Genomic DNA, 16,037 nt, shown 5'->3' with positions numbered 1-16,037 from the left:
GAAAAGCTCTTAGATAATATGTCGGAAGTTTGCAGCTGTTTTAATAGGTTTTTAGTATATACAATTTAAAGTTTTGCTATCTGATTCCTCATAGATTCCCTCCCGACCTGTTCCGTAACTCCAGCAAAAGATTAGGGCAGCACAAAGAGCCTCCGTCAGACGTAGGCTCTTTACTAAAAGCTATATATGAGAACGCAGGGTTTTGCGGATTTAGAGCATTTCAGCGATCCGTAAACTCAACCCTCATCCTCCGTCGTTAACTCAACTGCATCGTTGTGATACACGTATCGTTTTTCTCATATGTAGAGAATTCAGTTTCAGCCGTTTTACCTTCATGATTCACGCTAATGCGGTATGTTTTATCCCTCGGTAGCCATAGATCAATAAAACCATTGGATTGTGATTTCATAGCGGCATTCTCCATGATGAGATTCCCTTCGGAGTCGTGAACGGTCACATTGAACGCACCGTTTTTTATTTCGCCTTGGCAGCCCGTTAGACTATGAGTTGCACAAGGGTGGGTCTGTTCCACATATGGTGCAATCGAAACAAAAAACTCGTTGTCAGGCAAATCATAATTCACGGTCTGAGTATCGTCCCCTGTCACAATCAACTGACTGGAATTAATGGAAGCGGACTGGGGTGTTGCCTTACCTGCACTGATATCATGCACCAATTGCTTGATGTCTGTCGTCTCGTGGTTTTCCGCCCCTTCTTTCTGAATATTTCCTGCAATTAGGTATGTCCCCAATGCGGCAACAACCAACCCTGAAGCGACTAAGATTCCTTTTTTCATTTGGAGTTCATCTCCTCGTCTGTTTTGTATTATTATAAGGGAGAATGCACCATAATGGGAAAAATGGGGTGCTGAAGTCACCAGATATTCACATATCCGTGTTGTGATTCAGTTATATTTGTATCACATTAGAGGATTACCGATGAGCGAAGGAGCATGAGCAGCTCTGCTGTCTCAACGTACAAACACCCCACCACTCCTATGGAGCCATGGGGCACAATTCTTTTTAACGATCCCGGTTCACGATATAATTCATTAAGTGCTTCAAAAAAGCAATATTACGTGGGATCTCTTCCAATGCTTCCATCGCGAGGCAATAGTGTTCCCACATCTCTTTACTGGCACCTTCAAGACCAAGGATGGACACGAAATTCGAATTGTTATTATCAGAATCTTGGCCAACAGGTTTTCCGAGTAAGAGCATATCTCCTTCCACATCAAGCAAATCATCTTTAATCTGAAAAGCAATCCCCATATGATAGGCAAATTTCTTCAAAGCAGCAATTTCCGACTCCTTGACCTGTGCAAGCATGGCTGGCATAACCAGACAAGCCTCAAACGCCACTCCTGTTTTGTAAAAGCACACCATATTCAGCTGCTCCAAGGTCAGTGCCTTTCCTTTGGAATCCAGATCCATCGCCTGCCCCATACACATATCTTCTGCTTTCTGGGCCGAGTATTGTATCAAAGCAAGCACCGTTTCAGCATTGAACTGGTCAAGTGACGATTGTTCCCCAATCGCCTTCTGGATCAGAAACAGACCGGTTAATTCTGCGGTAGCGCTATTGTGCACCTGATGCAAGGTCTGACGCCCTCTACGGGTAGACGCATTATCCTGGGAAGGAAGATCATCAAAGATCAGGGAGGCTGTATGCATATACTCCAGTGATCTCAGAAGCGGTACGATTGCCGATGCATCTAATCCATATTCGTTCACGCCCATGACCCAAGTCAATATAGGCCGTATCCGCTTCCCGTCCCCTTCGAGACTGTAATTTGCAGCCTCAATAAGCTGTTCTTTCATGGCCGGAATTCCTTGAGGCTTGGTAATTTTCAATTGGTTGTTAATCTGCTCACGGACCATTTTGACCGTATTCATAAAGTCTTCCTTTTCCCTCGAATCATTTTTCAGTTGAGTAATCATCTGGTCCCGAAGTAGCTTATCTAAGAAATCTACATCATCCGCTTTTTGTACCATCTTCTGAATGAGATTATTAAATTCCGGATTTCCGGATGCAAAGATCTCCATCGTTTCATTATATTTTTCAATACCTACACGTTCTTTATAACGTTTGAGTCCATTCATTGCACGATCCAGTATCACCTCACGAGCCATGGCATCGGAGTCATACACGTTATGGATCAAATAGGAAATAACCGCCCAGTATAATTCAAAGGGATTGATCAAATCCGGTCTCTGATGATGATATTTTAAATAGTAGGTATAAGGTGTTACCGCACCGTCTCTCATATCGTCAACCATATCCGCAAAATCATCAGCAAGCTGGTTATAGATACCATAAAAGAATGTTCGTTGCTCAAACCCCTCATCCGCAGGAGCACTAATCACGGAACGGACAATCAATCGGGACGAAGAGGACTTCAAAATAACGGGTATATAAAGCTCTTCATTGGTATAAGTAGTTCGCTTTAGGTCCTTAACACGGTCAATATCTTGAGAATGAAAAAAGACATAAGCCTGCTCGAAAAAGGTTTGCTGTGTGTCTGGCCGCTGATGTGCCTTAATATACTCAAATGCATCCGAGAGCTCCGAATGTATGTATTGAATCAACCTCATATGATTTCCAGTCCAATCGCCCATCTCAGGCACAGATCCACTGAGAAGCCCGGCACGTATCATACGGGAATATTGTTCTTTCTCTTGAACGTTCAGAACCTGGGAGTCGAGAAGATCATCAATGAAAGGATAGGTTAGACCATAGGAGTACCCAAGCCTGATGGCTTCATCAAGTCTGCGAGCACGTTCCATAGGTGACACTGTATCGTCCATTTCTTCCATCACATGCAAAATAACCCCGATAATGATCTTAATCAGTTTGCGCTGGGCTTGCTCGGCATCCATCTCTTTGGGAATATGGGAGGATACGGACCTAAGTTTGTTGATCACCCAAATTATCGCGGTTTCTATACCTTCCCTCTGGGCCCACCGATACACCCCGGCCAAATTCATAAATTCCGGTTGGTCTCCCCCGTTTGCACGGGTGGATTGGATCAAGTGTTTTTTTACGTCTGCAATGACACGCTGAATCCGGGTATGTGTGTCAGGAGAATTCAGAGCTTTGCCTAGGTCCCTCATATAAATATAGGAGACACTTCGGTCCAGATAATCATCCAATTTGCCTGTATAATTCAGCCATTGAATGTATCTATTGTAGTCCCGAGTATCAGGTTTTCTCTTTCTCCGTGAAAAAAAGGATAACCATGAGGAATGATGAATATGATTTTTTTTCCACTTTTGAATATCTTCTGTCAGGGTAGTCACATAAGATTTGTCTATGACCTGATCATACAGTAATGCAAAATACTGAATCGCCTTCCGCTCAGCCAGCTGATATCCTGTATTGGCTTGTAATTTTTCATTCATATAATGCATTACCTCTACTTCTCATTTTGTTAAACATGGTTGCATTTCTCCCTGAGGGACGAATTCGGATCATGTTTTTATCTTTATACGGAAAAAAATCTGTGAGGTTACGAAATTTAATGGGGTCGAGGCGATATAAGAAGTAATCCCAAGAGGTGAATCGTCATGAAATATAGTGAACAAAAAAAGCTGGGTTCTGCTTCATAGGAAAAGCAGCCCAGCTTGATCTTTATAGATATCTCCTTAGAGTGTTTGGTCCTTCTCGACCTTATGCCATAAAGCCTCAGTCAGTTCATCTATCGTCTCCTTCATCGCCAGCTTCTCGCGCCAACGACTCGGGATACCGCTTATTCCGTAATAAGCTCCTGCAATTTGCCCGTACACCGCCCCAGTCGTATCAGCATCATCCCCCAGATTCACTGCCAACAGTGCTCCCTCTTCAAATGAAGTCGAATGGTGGAATGCCCACAACGCAGCCTCAAGGGAACGAATGACATACCCGGTTCCTTGTATTTCAGGCGGCTCTTTATGCCGGTAAGATCCCCGAATTATTTCTTCAATGGCTGCCGAATAAGCGGGCTCGTCCTGCCGCCACTTATAACAGACGTCCGCCGATAACATGGATTCTTTGTCCGCTCCTCGCAGACCTGCCACAAGGATTGAAGCAAGCACAGCACAGGACTCCACACTTTCGACTGCTCCATGGGTGGTTCGTGAGCTCATCTCAGCGTACATCACCGCCTCTTTCGGACGGTTCGCATAGGCCATAGCCACAGGTGCAAGCCTCATAATAGAGCCATTGCCAGCAGTCATGGGGTCAACGGACCCACTGTACGGATCTCCGGTAGCTTCGAAGCGATGTAGTGCTGCTCTCGTTGCACCACCGATATCAAAGCACGTTCCCGTGCTGCTCATATATCCCAAGTGGTACCAATTGGTGTATCGGCGCATTTGATCTGCCGGATCAAAGCCATCTTTTCGCACCATACTCTCGGCCAAGCAGAGCGCCATCGACGTATCGTCCGTCCACTGGCCCGGCTTTAACCCAAAGACACCGCCGCCCACGATATCCGTTACAGGTTCAAATGTACCTGGACTGCTGAATTCCACAGTGGTTCCCAAAGCATCGCCCACCGCCAGCCCAACCAGGCATCCCAAAAAACGATCCTTGATAAGTGCCATTTTGGTTTTACGCCCCTTTTCAAATGTAATAACTAACGCATATTTTCCCATCTCGCCAGGAAGGAAGCCCGACACTGCCATTTATTCGTAGCTTAAGGCTTTACAGCGGCTATCCGGTTTCAATTCAATGAAAATTCCTGCCTCTTGATGGTAAACGAGTGGAAACCGCTCCGTATCTACATATTCCCGCACACCGCTTGAAAGCCGCCATACCTGAAGCGGGACTCCTTTTCCCCATAAGAATAATCGGTCGTCGCAAATGGCCATATCCGCTTGGGGGTAAGGAAAAGCCCCGTCTTCAACAGGCTTACAATTTAGGGATGGGATCGCTGGAAGCACACGCCGGTACCCGGGCTGGGTCATATCGAATAGGACAACAGCCGGTTCAACTCCTTCCTCTCCCCAATCTTCCTCCTCCAGCAAATCGGCATCCATCTGTCCCCAAACCGCCAATGTATCGGGTCCTGTCCAGTACACCGGCCCATCCCAATCTATGGTTTGCCAAAGATGGCGAACTGACGGACCATTCTCCGATTCCCATGGGTTCATCAGCCAATCGGATAAGGACCAAGTTCGGACCACTCCTAATGGAGCCCATACCCATCCCGTATCCGCAATCCACTTTCCACCTGGTGAAATCAGCAGCCTCCCATGAAAATAATCTAGATAGTGCTCATTTTTGCTTTCGCTGTTATAAACAGGGGTAGGTCTTGCTGTCAAAAGCATGCCTGTTTCTACATCCGTCAGATCAAGCCGGTTCCATTCCGTCCCATGAACAAGAATATATGCACCGTCTTGATGTACAAATGCCAGGGGAAACATACTTTTATCGTAGTGATATTCGTCCCGTGATAATTGCATTTTTTCTTGAGCATGGACTAAATCATACACTGCCGCATGCCGTCCAAAACGATTGGAGATAGCTACGTAGCTGCCGTCAGAACTGGTAACCATTTGGAAAGGTTGCATGGGATTAAAATCAGGAATACAAATAGGTGTGCACAATTCTGCGCTGCCAGACCGAAGTTCTAGTCTCCACAGTTCTGCTTGTGTGTTTAGTGCCAGCAGGGTTATGCTTTCCTGAGAGTCGCCCTGTAGTGGATGAATGGCTGTAAGGTGTCCGATGGACGGTGGTAAATCAGGTAAAGAAACGTGATGGAATGGCATCATTAAACCCCTTTTATTCTGGATAAATAATAATTTATACCCGCATTTGTGAAGCTGGATTTATCAACGAAAAATCTGATATCAAGCAATGCAGTCAATACTTTCATAAAAACTCCCGGTTTTTTCTTGCAAAACAACTTAAGATATGTAATTTCGCTAGGACTACTTTTGAGAACAAAATAGGAGTAATTCATCAAGATCAAGTTGGAGATGAGCTGCTCTGTTGGAGATTGATGCTCATTGATACAGTCGATCAGCACCTCTAATACCCTATTTTTATTAGAGTTATAGGCTTGTATAAACATCGTTACTTCTACAAACGGCTTGTTGAAATCATCGAATGGAAAATCATATACATCATGACTACCCAGTATGAAGTTAACCCATTGGCCTTGTAAAAATTTTATTTTTTCCAGCGCTGCTTGTGTATCCATATCCATCTTACTTTTGTGAATATGCTCATGCAAAATGTTAATAAGAATGTGCAGATCATAATGTTGTGCGTCTTCCATTCTGTATATGATCCTATTATTTTCAATCGTTAAACGATCATAAATGTCGTCACCTAAACCCAGTTCAAATAAAAGATGTTGAAGGAAAAATAGTCTGTCCTGAGCAAACGTGAATTCATTGCCTCTCTCTGCTAGATGTGAAACTTGATATTGATAATAAAAACAAAATAAGTTTTTTCTTCTATAAGCAACATCTTTATGTATATCAAAAACATTAAAAATGAGCGAAAGCAATCGAATCAGGCGTTCAGCATCCAGTTCGCTTCGAATGACATGATCCATTTTTGTAAATAGCGACCTGTCAAACAGATCATGCCATCGCACTAGAGAAACATAATCCTGCTCGTTTATATTCAGGGTTAATATTCTTAAATTTTGCTCTTGATCGGGATAAGAATAAAATAGATATTCATGACTTAAATCAGAAATACGCTCATTAAAATAAGCTCTTAATTTGTAATCGTATATTTTAGAAAATGACATGCTTATCCTCCTTACAAGTAAGCCTGAGCATATTAAACTAAGCACAAAACATGTTCGAACTCCTATATTGTAAAATTAATCTAGATAGTCTGGCAAGGCGGCACAATCACAGAAACATATGTTCCCCATGTCTATATTATGATATCTTTACGATAGAAGTAAAACGTGATGTCAAAGGTCATAGCCTACAATTAGAAAGGAATGGACACCTATGAAACAGTTAAGCGAAGCTCTGGCCCGTTTTGTACAACAACAAAACTTGTATAATGAAGCCTACGGGCTGTTCCAAAACCACGACATCCAGCCCCGGATGGAGAAAATTTCAGATTGCTGGGACAGCCAGATTCCTGTATCCCCCGAACTTGAGTATCTGTATAGCCATTATGAAATGATCGATGCTAAGGCAGCAGGTACACACAAATTGAAAAATGCGGCAGTTGAAATCGGGGATGCTGCTGTCCTCTTTTTTGCTGCACCAGAACACCTATATCGCCAACAACTAGGCTATCGCTGGATTACATCTGGTGAGCTTGTCCAAGAATCTTCTTCGTGGCCGCCCCATCATGTCGTGATTGCCACTTTTAATGACGATCCAATCATTGTCGATACTAGCGCACCCGATTCCCCTGTATATGCTGCATTCGAAGGCGGTGCACCGCAGCAGGTGGCTGACTCTTTAGCTAACTTCTTTACGGCTCTTTCCATCCTGATTGAAGGTGCCTGTACCTTTAAGGGAGAAGTGAAAGATGAAGAAACATACGAAACCAAAATAGAATATATCGAGCACGTAAAACCATTGCTGCATCCGCTGTTGAGCGAAAATCAAACCACGTTTTTATTGGAATACCTATCCCTTTGTTAGAAATCCTTTTTTTGAAGAGAGGTGGAGCTTATATGATCTATATCGCATTACTGCGGGGCATCAATGTTGGCGGTAACAACAAGGTCGAGATGAAGAAGCTCAAGCAAACGTTTGAAAAGGTTTGCATGGGCCATGTGACGACTTACATTAATTCTGGAAACATTGTTTTTTCTAGTCAGACCCAGTCTAACCAGGAGCTTTCGCTCATATTGGAACAGGCGATTCTGGAGGATTTTAGCTTACCCATCCGCGTCATCGTCCGTAACATGAAAGAGATTCAGAGCATTATGGAGGCACTGCCGAATGAATGGTCTAATGATACACAGATGAAAAGTGATGTATTGTTCCTATGGGATGAAATTAACGATATTTCCGTTCTGGACAAGCTACCTTTGAAACCGGGAATAGGCCATGTAATATATACGAACGGGGCCGTTCTGTTTTCTGTCAGCAAAGAACAAGTCACAAAAAGCGGGTTAACGAAATTAGTCGGCTCCAAGCTGTATCAGCAAATGACGGTGCGGAATGTGAACACAACACGACAGATCTATAAGCTGATGCAAACGGCTGAACAGGAAGAGCTACGAGATACGAGCTCTTGACTGTAGTCCAAAAGCAACCATAGAAGAGTAAACTCAAAAAGGGAGCCTATTTACGGCTCCCCAACTGTTTTTCTTCGATGTAATGTTTTCCCTAGTCTTTGTGTATTGGCCTCGTTAAATTTTAAAACCTTCGACCAGTTCATTCAGTCGGGCCGCGCTTTCCTTCACCTGATCAGACTGGTGTGCCACTTCAAGAGATTTCTCCGTCGATGAAACCATATTCTCTGCAATGTGCTGAGTGGATATAGCGGATTGTTCGCTGGCTGTTGCAATCTCATGGATTGCTCTCACCATGGTTTGGATAGTTTCATTCACCTGCTTAGAGGTGGCGTTCAAATCATTGACCGTGTTCGTATGCTCCACGGCATCATTGTAATATTGTCCTGCTGTATCCTCAAGCAGCTGATAATCCTTGCCTACCTGGGCTTGCAGGAAGTGCAGTAATTCTTCGGCATTAGTAGTTAAATTCTCAACAGATTGCACAACTTCTTGAGTAACACTCTGAATTTGGTCTACCGCGTGTTTGGAGCCGTCTGCCAACTTGCGAATCTCGTTAGCCACAACCGCAAACCCTCGACCTGACTCACCCGCACGAGCCGCTTCAATGGATGCATTTAGAGCCAGCAAATTGGTTTGTGCCGTAATTTCTAAGATGGACTGAGAAAGTAAACGAATTTGGTCTACGCCCTTGGCACGCTCTAGCGCTTCCTTCATCTTTTCATTGGCCTTCCGGTAAATTTCCTTGGCTGCTTTATTGGATTCACTAGCCGCATGCTTCAATGTTTCGGCTTTTACACTTGTATCATGGGCAGACTGAGCTCTTTCTTGAGTTTTGACCGAAATGTACTCTGCTGCCCGCTGCATTTCTTCCGCAGAATGGTTCATATTTTCGGTGTATGCCGAAGTCTCTTCCATAGCTGCTGACAGCTGTTCGACCGTGGCAGATACATCTCTAATCCGCTCATTGAGATCTGTCATATTATGATTCGTCTGGTCACTCAGTTGGTTAATTTGGCGTGACTCATTGATAACCCCCGTTATGACCATTGAGGTTGAATCTGTCATTTGTTGAATGGCACGAGCAATGACAGCGATCTCATTATTTCCTTTGAGCAAGGTAGGATCAAGTGCTGCCGTTAAATTCCCTTGGGTAATCTCCCCACAGTATTTCGTAATTGTACTCATACGAAAACGGATATTTCGAATGGCCGCAAAGGAGATGGTGATAAGAATAGCCAGCACGAGGGCCAGAACCGTGATCAAAACAATTGTACGCATTTTAATCTCATTTTGCGTATTTTGATATAAGTTGGCGGATTGCTCATTGTTATAATCTGAAATCGTAGTCAACATCGTAACAATTGCCGTACTGGATTTATTAATCCGGCCTCTCTCTTCCGTGTCATACGTTCCGCTATTTTTTTTGACTGCCATGATTTGCTCAATATCCTGATAATATGTGTCTATACTCCCCCGTAGTTCCTCGTACAATTTCTGTTCCTTAGCATCCAAATTCCTTTGTGAGAATTCATTTAGTCCAGTTGTAACGCTATCTTTTCCTTTCTGCACTTGCTTATACTGTTTATCTGTGTACTCCTTATTGTCAAGTATTTTTGTATAATTAGCCCGCATATTATAGAAATCACTTTTGACTTCAAGAATATTCGTTTGGTGTTGAAAGCGATCCACATACAAAATACCTTGACCCTCTTTAGCTTGATACATACCGATAACCCCTACCAACGATACAATGAGTAAACCCACTAAGCTGATTACAATCATGGAGATCATCGTTGTCGTAACCTTTAAATCTCTAAAACCTTTTCCTTTTTTAGTCCTGTCTGATAGCTTGTTACTCATCCAAACCCCTCCAGATCATCTATGGATAATAGTTCACGCTGCAGATCACAGAACGTGATGATATATATATCTATATATCGGTAGAAAGCGCTTAAATTTATAAGTAAAATAACGGTACTGCAAAAATAAGAATATTATAGTAGGCAACTTCATATTTGGATTTGCTATGTAACTCAAAATTTTAGATATTCATGGGCTTAAAGAATTTGCTAAACTAGAAGAGGAGTCCTTACACGAAGTGGGGCACATATAAAAAACGAACGCTGAATGATGGGAGAGAAAGTATTGTGACAAACATACAAAATAAAAAACAAGTGTATATAATCCACGGATACACAGCTTCGCCAGCCGATCATTGGTTCCCTTGGTTACAAGACAAATTACAGGAAGATGGAGTATCGGTAGGTATACTGGAGATGCCCAACTCGCAATCCCCCAAACTTAATGAGTGGATCGAGCATCTATTACAAAATATTAAAGTTCTACATAAAGACACCTATTTTATTGGTCATAGCTTGGGATGTGTATCCATATTAAGATACCTACAGCAAGTAAGTATCCCAGAACCACTTGGTGGTCTCGTTTTCGTTTCCGGTTTTACTGATCCAGTGCCGAGTCTACCGTCATTAGATGAATTTACAAATGGCCCTTTGGATTATCAGCAAATCATGGATTCGCTAAAAGCACGTTCAGTTATCGCTTCAAAGGATGACACAATTGTGCCCTTTGCACTCAGTAAGAAACTAGCTGAAGACATCCAAGCCGATTTCCATGAGGTAGACCATGGAGGACACTTTTTACAAAGTGACGGTTTTACCACCTTACCGATGGTACATCAAGTGTTAATTGAAATGATGAATGCAAATAAGTAGCATGACAGGCTTAGTTTGAAAACTTACATAACCCGCAAAATGGAACCGGCGAAGGGTTCATTATTGCGGGTTCAATACATCAATACAATGCCCATTTTTCCGTACACAGCTCTATAAATGAATGGGCAACCTGTTCACATTCGTCATATCCCAAACTACCAGAATGAGCAAAAAGAACGGGATACTCATTGTTTCTTTTTTCCTCTCTCATATCAAACATATAGTGGTTTCCGCACCCATCCATCGCAAACGACACAGCACCCGGCATATATTCCGGCAACTCGTAGGCAAGGTTCATTTCTCTCAAATCTTCGGTATTGAAAAACTGAAAATAACGTTCTCCATTTTGAAACTCCCCACCATTAGAATATTTCAAAAACTCCATATAGCTGTCAGGAAATTGTCCTTGGGGCAGATGCCAGCCAACAGGATCTAAAGGTTTATATTGATCATAGAAAGGAGACGACTTTGGAAAAGGGTTCACTTGTCTTTGCTTGATTTCGTGAATCTCTTGCTCGGATAGCTTTATGTTCCATGTTTTCAAAAAATTCGCGATTTGTTCATCCGTTGCTTCCTGACTTATTACAAACGGTTGTTCAAATTGAATACTCCACATATGTGCCAACCTCCATGCCTTGATGCCTCTAAGAGTTGTTGTTTATACCACAAAAGCTATTCCTTATCCAATGCCACCTGCCATGCATTTGTAATGTCTATAGGCGACTTGCTGCTGGTCTCCCCTCCACCTTCTTGGGTCCATAGCGGCGGATAATATGCAAATACCTCTCCCGGCTGAAGTTGCTCCATATCCTTCTGCCAACCGTTCCAGCGGAATGTCTGGTAGAACAAGCCCAAATCTCCCTCAGCCAACCAGCTCAAGAAACCGGAATAGGCCAGCTCAGTGGATTCCCATTCCAATGCATCTGGCGCAAAATAGTAGATATGACCGCTACGTCCGAATTTCCCTATATCCAATCCAAAAAATCCACCTGCTGCATCATAGGCCACCATTAGCATCCCCTCAAGCGCAGGAACACTTTCCGGTTCTTGAAGCCCGTTCCATGAGGTCAAGCTACCATAAATTCCAGAGCCACCTGCACCCAGCAAGGTGATCCAACCGTAATCAAACACGATTCCCCCTGTCTCATAGGCAACTGTTCCCAAATACGATTTCGTACTCACCTGCAAACGGTACAGCGTGTCCCCCGTAGCGGATTCCGATTCGGCCGATACAATGTGATGAGAATTCTGGCCTTCTTTCAGAATATTTCTGACCTCTTCCCATGCATGGTTATCCTTATCCACCAGTTCTTCAACCGTTAAAGTATGCATGTTCATTCCCCTTCCCGCGTATTCCAAAATTCACTCTCAACCTGCGAACTGATGTTTGAAAACCTGCGTTTGATCTAAAATCACCCACTGATTCACTTCGTCGTATCCTTTTACAATGGCCGTGACCTCATGCTTCGGATACATCCACTCGGATGGTGTCTTTTCCTCATATGTACGAGTGTCTGACAATCCGACCGCATGATGCTGGAAAATATGAATAAGCGTACCGTGTGGGAAAAATACTTCAATATAACCCTTTACCTTAGTTCCAACAGGCAGTGCATTTTTGATTTGATGCCATTCCTGGTTGAAGGTGCGAAGATAATTGGACCAGACTTCTTCAAACTCTTTTTTTGTAATTTGCGTATAATAGGGCTCTGTATATTCAATCGCTTTCTCAGCTAATAAGAAATGATACTGCTCGTGCTTGCGATTAGAGGCGATATACGTGCCGTCATCCTGGATAACAATTTGCCGATAGGCTACGCCATCCGAATCTATTTCAAAATACCAGGTTCCCATGCCTGGTTCCGGGCAATCCTTAAGATATTTCATGGGCCCCTCCTATTAAAAAATTCAATTCGTTTGTATCACTTTTTCCCGCCATAGGTTCTTGCCAAATATGCGAGATATTCCGAACGCGTCAGTCCTCCCGTTTGACGGTTGAACTTATCATACGAAATGTCTTCCGGGAATCCGAATTCGGCCAGTGCTTTTCGACGCTCATCCTGATGTAACGGATTATCCAGCGTTTTGTGCCACTCCCGCTCTTCCCAGGAGCCAAAACAGTCGGCAACGACACTTGAATACACACCGTTATTTAAAAATTTTCGTGAGGACTTGAACACGGTCTCCCCTTCCGGTTTGGAAACCGTGCCCGTTCCCCAGGATAGACTATATGTTCTTTCTTTTCTACTATCCGTACTACAGCCATAGCCGATGGGGAACACAATATCCTCTTCCACTAACAGCTTATGCCCTACCCACTCATAGGCACCCCGCATAAAGGAATCATCCATAACAATCCAGGTCGTTTCGGATAATGGGGCGGCTGTGATAGATTCCAAAGCTGTTGAACGGTCACGACTCGTAAACAGATACGGACGCACGAATAAAGGCATGGTCATGACACTGTTCCAAATGCTTTCCTCTGCAAACAACTGATCCTTTTGCATTTGGCGCAGATCTCCAATGACCAGTACATATCCATCTGTGAAAAGGTCTATTTCCACGCGGAAGATGTCTCCCGGGACCGTTTTATAACGCTGATTTTTCATATGCTTCAGTCGGTGCAGCCTGTGATCGTAATCCTTGGGCACAAGTGACGGATATTGCTGAAGCCAATCGATGATCTCTTCTTTACTATGTAAATGCTCACATCCCGTAATAGGGAGTTTCACACCCGTTTTGCTATTCACAGCAGTAACATAACTAAGAGGACGATCCCTTCGAATGCCTGCTGAAAAGGTCACGCCTTCTGCCTTGATGCTCGAAACACTTGTGTAATTCAGCTTTTTCTCTTTGCCACGAGCCGTTTTAGGCAAAACAAATGCCCGGTCACGCGTAAGAATCTCTACATCGGTTTCTCCATAGGTATCCTCAGTGAAAGAAATTCGCTTGCGAATGACATCCCCATCCATACAAATAAAGTATCCATCTTTAATTTCTATCACATCCCAATGCTCTTCCAGCACCTCCAGCCCGAAGTACGGTCGTAACGCGTTCGTTAGCCAACGATTCATCTGTTCCTCCAGTTCCAAGTACATCTCAATGCACCCGGGTTCAATTTTCCCAAAGATTATAACATAACGTAGCATGTAGCTCGTTTATTCCTACACTGTTCCAGCTTGGACCAACTCCTCCTGAATCCAGCTACTGCTGGTAGAAAGCTGGAGCAAGTCGGCAGCGATCTGTTTGACCTGCTCTTGCAACACGTGTGACTGATCCGTTCCTTCCAGAAAGCGACTCAAAAAATGAAGAAATACGTCTACCTTCCTAAGCAGCATCAAAATAGGCAAAGCATCAATCTCGTTGTGGCTTAAATGAACCTGGCGGCTGAAGCCCCGGCAAAAATCCCGAACGGCTGTCGCCTCCTCCGGTTGTCCCAAAAATCCAGATAAGATGACCGCCGGCTCCATGACCCGAACGTCTAGCGTACAAAATTCAAAATCAAGCAGTGCAGTTACTAGACTATGATCCGAATCCTTTACTAACAAATTGGAAGCGTTCAAGTCTCCATGTACAAGCTGATGCGGCAACTCTTCTAATGCATGAAGCGAATCTGTAATCTCTTCATAAGCTGCTCCTATTAACCGCAGCTCTTCATGCAAATCCTTTAGAGGCTCAGGCGGATGTAAACAAAAGCCTTGAACCGTTTCCCGGTTACACAATGGATAGGATTGCTGCAAAGCATAATACGGTCGATAGACTGGGGTCATATCAAGATTGAATGTCGCAAGCACAGCCGATAATTCGCCCGTAGCCTCGCCAAAAGAATAGGCAAAGCTTGAATCCTGCTCCAGGGGTGATATACCTTCTATGTATTTGAACAGACACACATATTTACCGCTTTCCTTCTCCAGTTGAGCGAGCGTCTCTCCCGTGACCGTCGGAATAGGCTGGGGTATTCTGAATGATAGAGAATGCTTACTCAGCTCCTGCAAAACCGCATGCTCAAATTCAATTTTATCCCGATCCCTGTGTGTATCGTAGACGCGCAGCACCCCGCTTCGTCCACCACTCTTAACAAAATACGTCGTATTATTCCAACCCCCGGTTCGTTTCTGCAACGTTCCGTTCCACTCCGGCCAGTGCCGTCTTAGTATTGCTTCCAAGGATGTATCCTCCCTTCTTCGTGTCCATAGCATCGGCTGCCCCCGGCATGCGAGAAGTATGGTTATAATAGCTTTACAGGTAATTTCATTATTTTAGCATAGCAGATAGCCTATTTTATAGCAGAGGGCGACTCTAATTCACAAGAATTTAAACCGAAGGAGGAATACCTCTTCCGCAAGCTAACCGTCCTGTGTTTGTCCAAAGAGTTTTATCCTACGTTTTTCCAGTAGCATTAAGGAGAGTTAAAAGGCTCACTTACAATGTGATCGAGTCTTTTTAAACAGGACGTACACAAAAAAACAGGACTGATTAATCAGCCCTGTCTTGTACATCATACCCCTTTAGTCAATCTGGATCTGTCTGCGGGAACGATCGTCACCCTGACGTTTAGGAATTTCAAGTTTCAATACACCTTGATCCAGTTTTGCCTTAATGCCTTCTTCATCAACATGATCCACATAGAAGCGTCGGACAAATTCCCCAGAACGGCGCTCCCGTCGAATCATTTTATTCGTATCATCCTTCTCTTCATGATATTCATTCCGTTTAGCACGGATCGTCAAATAATTATGGGTAATATCGATGTCGATATCTTCTTTTGCAATGCCTGGAAGCTCAGCTTCCACCAGATATCTGTCGTTTTCTTCACGAATATCCGTCCGAAACGTCTGAGAGTTGCTGCCAAATGGAGCAAGCCAGTGGTCATCAACCATACCATTGAAGGATTTAAACATTTGTCCAAAGAAGTCTTCATTTCTTTTACGAAATGGGACCAGATCAAACATGAAAATCAGCTCCTTTTAATTGGTTGTTGTTTGTGTTCCTTACGATTCATATTATAGTACCGAATAGAGCGAGGCTCAAAGTTCAAAAGAGGCTGAAAATACTGAAATAACCCGATCCTAAGCGATCTGTCAAAAATAGTTTTA

At 43.6% G+C, this 16,037-nt stretch carries 15 protein-coding genes; 3 read left to right on the top strand and 12 right to left on the bottom strand.

What is annotated here, in order from left to right; translation table 11 throughout:
• Positions 1–256: 256 nt before the first annotated feature.
• From MHB46_RS22960 to MHB46_RS22940, 5 genes are all read right to left on the bottom strand, one after another.
• Positions 257–796, bottom strand: coding sequence for a CueP family metal-binding protein (locus MHB46_RS22960; protein ID WP_341163540.1), 540 nt, complete (start codon positions 794–796; stop codon positions 257–259).
• A gap of 226 nt (positions 797–1,022) precedes the next feature.
• On the bottom strand, positions 1,023–3,410 hold the full coding sequence (locus MHB46_RS22955) for a polyprenyl synthetase family protein (RefSeq protein ID WP_341163539.1): 2,388 nt from the start codon (positions 3,408–3,410) through the stop codon (positions 1,023–1,025).
• 234 nt (positions 3,411–3,644) lie between these two features.
• Positions 3,645–4,583, bottom strand: a complete 939-nt coding sequence (locus MHB46_RS22950; protein ID WP_341163538.1) for an ADP-ribosylglycohydrolase family protein — start codon at positions 4,581–4,583, stop codon at positions 3,645–3,647.
• A gap of 81 nt (positions 4,584–4,664) precedes the next feature.
• Entirely contained in the window at positions 4,665–5,753 is a 1,089-nt protein-coding gene (locus tag MHB46_RS22945) for a hypothetical protein (RefSeq protein WP_341163537.1), read from the bottom strand.
• Positions 5,753–6,745 (bottom strand): hypothetical protein, encoded by a 993-nt coding sequence (locus MHB46_RS22940; RefSeq protein WP_341163536.1) that lies wholly within the window; start codon positions 6,743–6,745, stop codon positions 5,753–5,755. Before MHB46_RS22940 ends, MHB46_RS22945 begins: the two co-directional genes overlap by 1 nt.
• Before the next feature lie 211 nt (positions 6,746–6,956).
• Between MHB46_RS22940 and MHB46_RS22935 the strand changes: the two genes are divergently transcribed.
• Together MHB46_RS22935 and MHB46_RS22930 are read left to right on the top strand one after the other, a co-directional pair.
• The gene (locus MHB46_RS22935) at positions 6,957–7,607 is read left to right on the top strand and encodes a hypothetical protein (protein WP_341163535.1); all 651 of its coding nucleotides are present in this window, start codon (positions 6,957–6,959) and stop codon (positions 7,605–7,607) included.
• 32 nt (positions 7,608–7,639) lie between these two features.
• Positions 7,640–8,209, top strand: a complete 570-nt coding sequence (locus MHB46_RS22930) for a DUF1697 domain-containing protein (RefSeq protein WP_341163534.1) — start codon at positions 7,640–7,642, stop codon at positions 8,207–8,209.
• Positions 8,210–8,323: 114 nt separating this feature from the next.
• Here MHB46_RS22930 and MHB46_RS22925 read toward each other — a convergent pair whose 3' ends face one another.
• A complete protein-coding gene (locus MHB46_RS22925) occupies positions 8,324–10,069 on the bottom strand; it encodes a methyl-accepting chemotaxis protein (protein ID WP_341163533.1) in 1,746 nt (581 codons plus the stop codon).
• A 287-nt stretch (positions 10,070–10,356) separates the two neighbouring features.
• On the opposite strand from MHB46_RS22925, the gene MHB46_RS22920 reads away from it, so the two are divergent.
• On the top strand, positions 10,357–10,941 hold the full coding sequence (locus tag MHB46_RS22920) for an RBBP9/YdeN family alpha/beta hydrolase (protein ID WP_322160632.1): 585 nt from the start codon (positions 10,357–10,359) through the stop codon (positions 10,939–10,941).
• Between the two features lie 79 nt (positions 10,942–11,020).
• Here MHB46_RS22920 and MHB46_RS22915 read toward each other — a convergent pair whose 3' ends face one another.
• From MHB46_RS22915 to MHB46_RS22890, 6 genes are all read right to left on the bottom strand, one after another.
• On the bottom strand, positions 11,021–11,557 hold the full coding sequence (locus MHB46_RS22915) for an SMI1/KNR4 family protein (RefSeq protein WP_023989666.1): 537 nt from the start codon (positions 11,555–11,557) through the stop codon (positions 11,021–11,023).
• Positions 11,558–11,613: 56 nt separating this feature from the next.
• Positions 11,614–12,273, bottom strand: a complete 660-nt coding sequence (locus tag MHB46_RS22910) for a DUF2625 domain-containing protein (RefSeq protein WP_341163532.1) — start codon at positions 12,271–12,273, stop codon at positions 11,614–11,616.
• Between the two features lie 36 nt (positions 12,274–12,309).
• Positions 12,310–12,828, bottom strand: a complete 519-nt coding sequence (locus tag MHB46_RS22905) for a hypothetical protein (RefSeq protein ID WP_341163531.1) — start codon at positions 12,826–12,828, stop codon at positions 12,310–12,312.
• A 35-nt stretch (positions 12,829–12,863) separates the two neighbouring features.
• A complete protein-coding gene (locus MHB46_RS22900; protein ID WP_341163784.1) occupies positions 12,864–14,015 on the bottom strand; it encodes an immunity 26/phosphotriesterase HocA family protein in 1,152 nt (383 codons plus the stop codon).
• A 90-nt stretch (positions 14,016–14,105) separates the two neighbouring features.
• Positions 14,106–15,107, bottom strand: coding sequence for a phosphotransferase (locus MHB46_RS22895; protein ID WP_341163530.1), 1,002 nt, complete (start codon positions 15,105–15,107; stop codon positions 14,106–14,108).
• Between the two features lie 342 nt (positions 15,108–15,449).
• Positions 15,450–15,893, bottom strand: a complete 444-nt coding sequence (locus MHB46_RS22890) for an Hsp20/alpha crystallin family protein (RefSeq protein WP_165178567.1) — start codon at positions 15,891–15,893, stop codon at positions 15,450–15,452.
• Positions 15,894–16,037: the final 144 nt, after the last annotated feature.

Source organism: Paenibacillus sp. FSL H7-0703, from assembly GCF_038003485.1.
Taxonomy (GTDB): Bacteria; Bacillota; Bacilli; order Paenibacillales; family Paenibacillaceae; genus Paenibacillus; species Paenibacillus polymyxa_B.
This window is presented reverse-complemented; position numbering and strand designations above follow the sequence as displayed.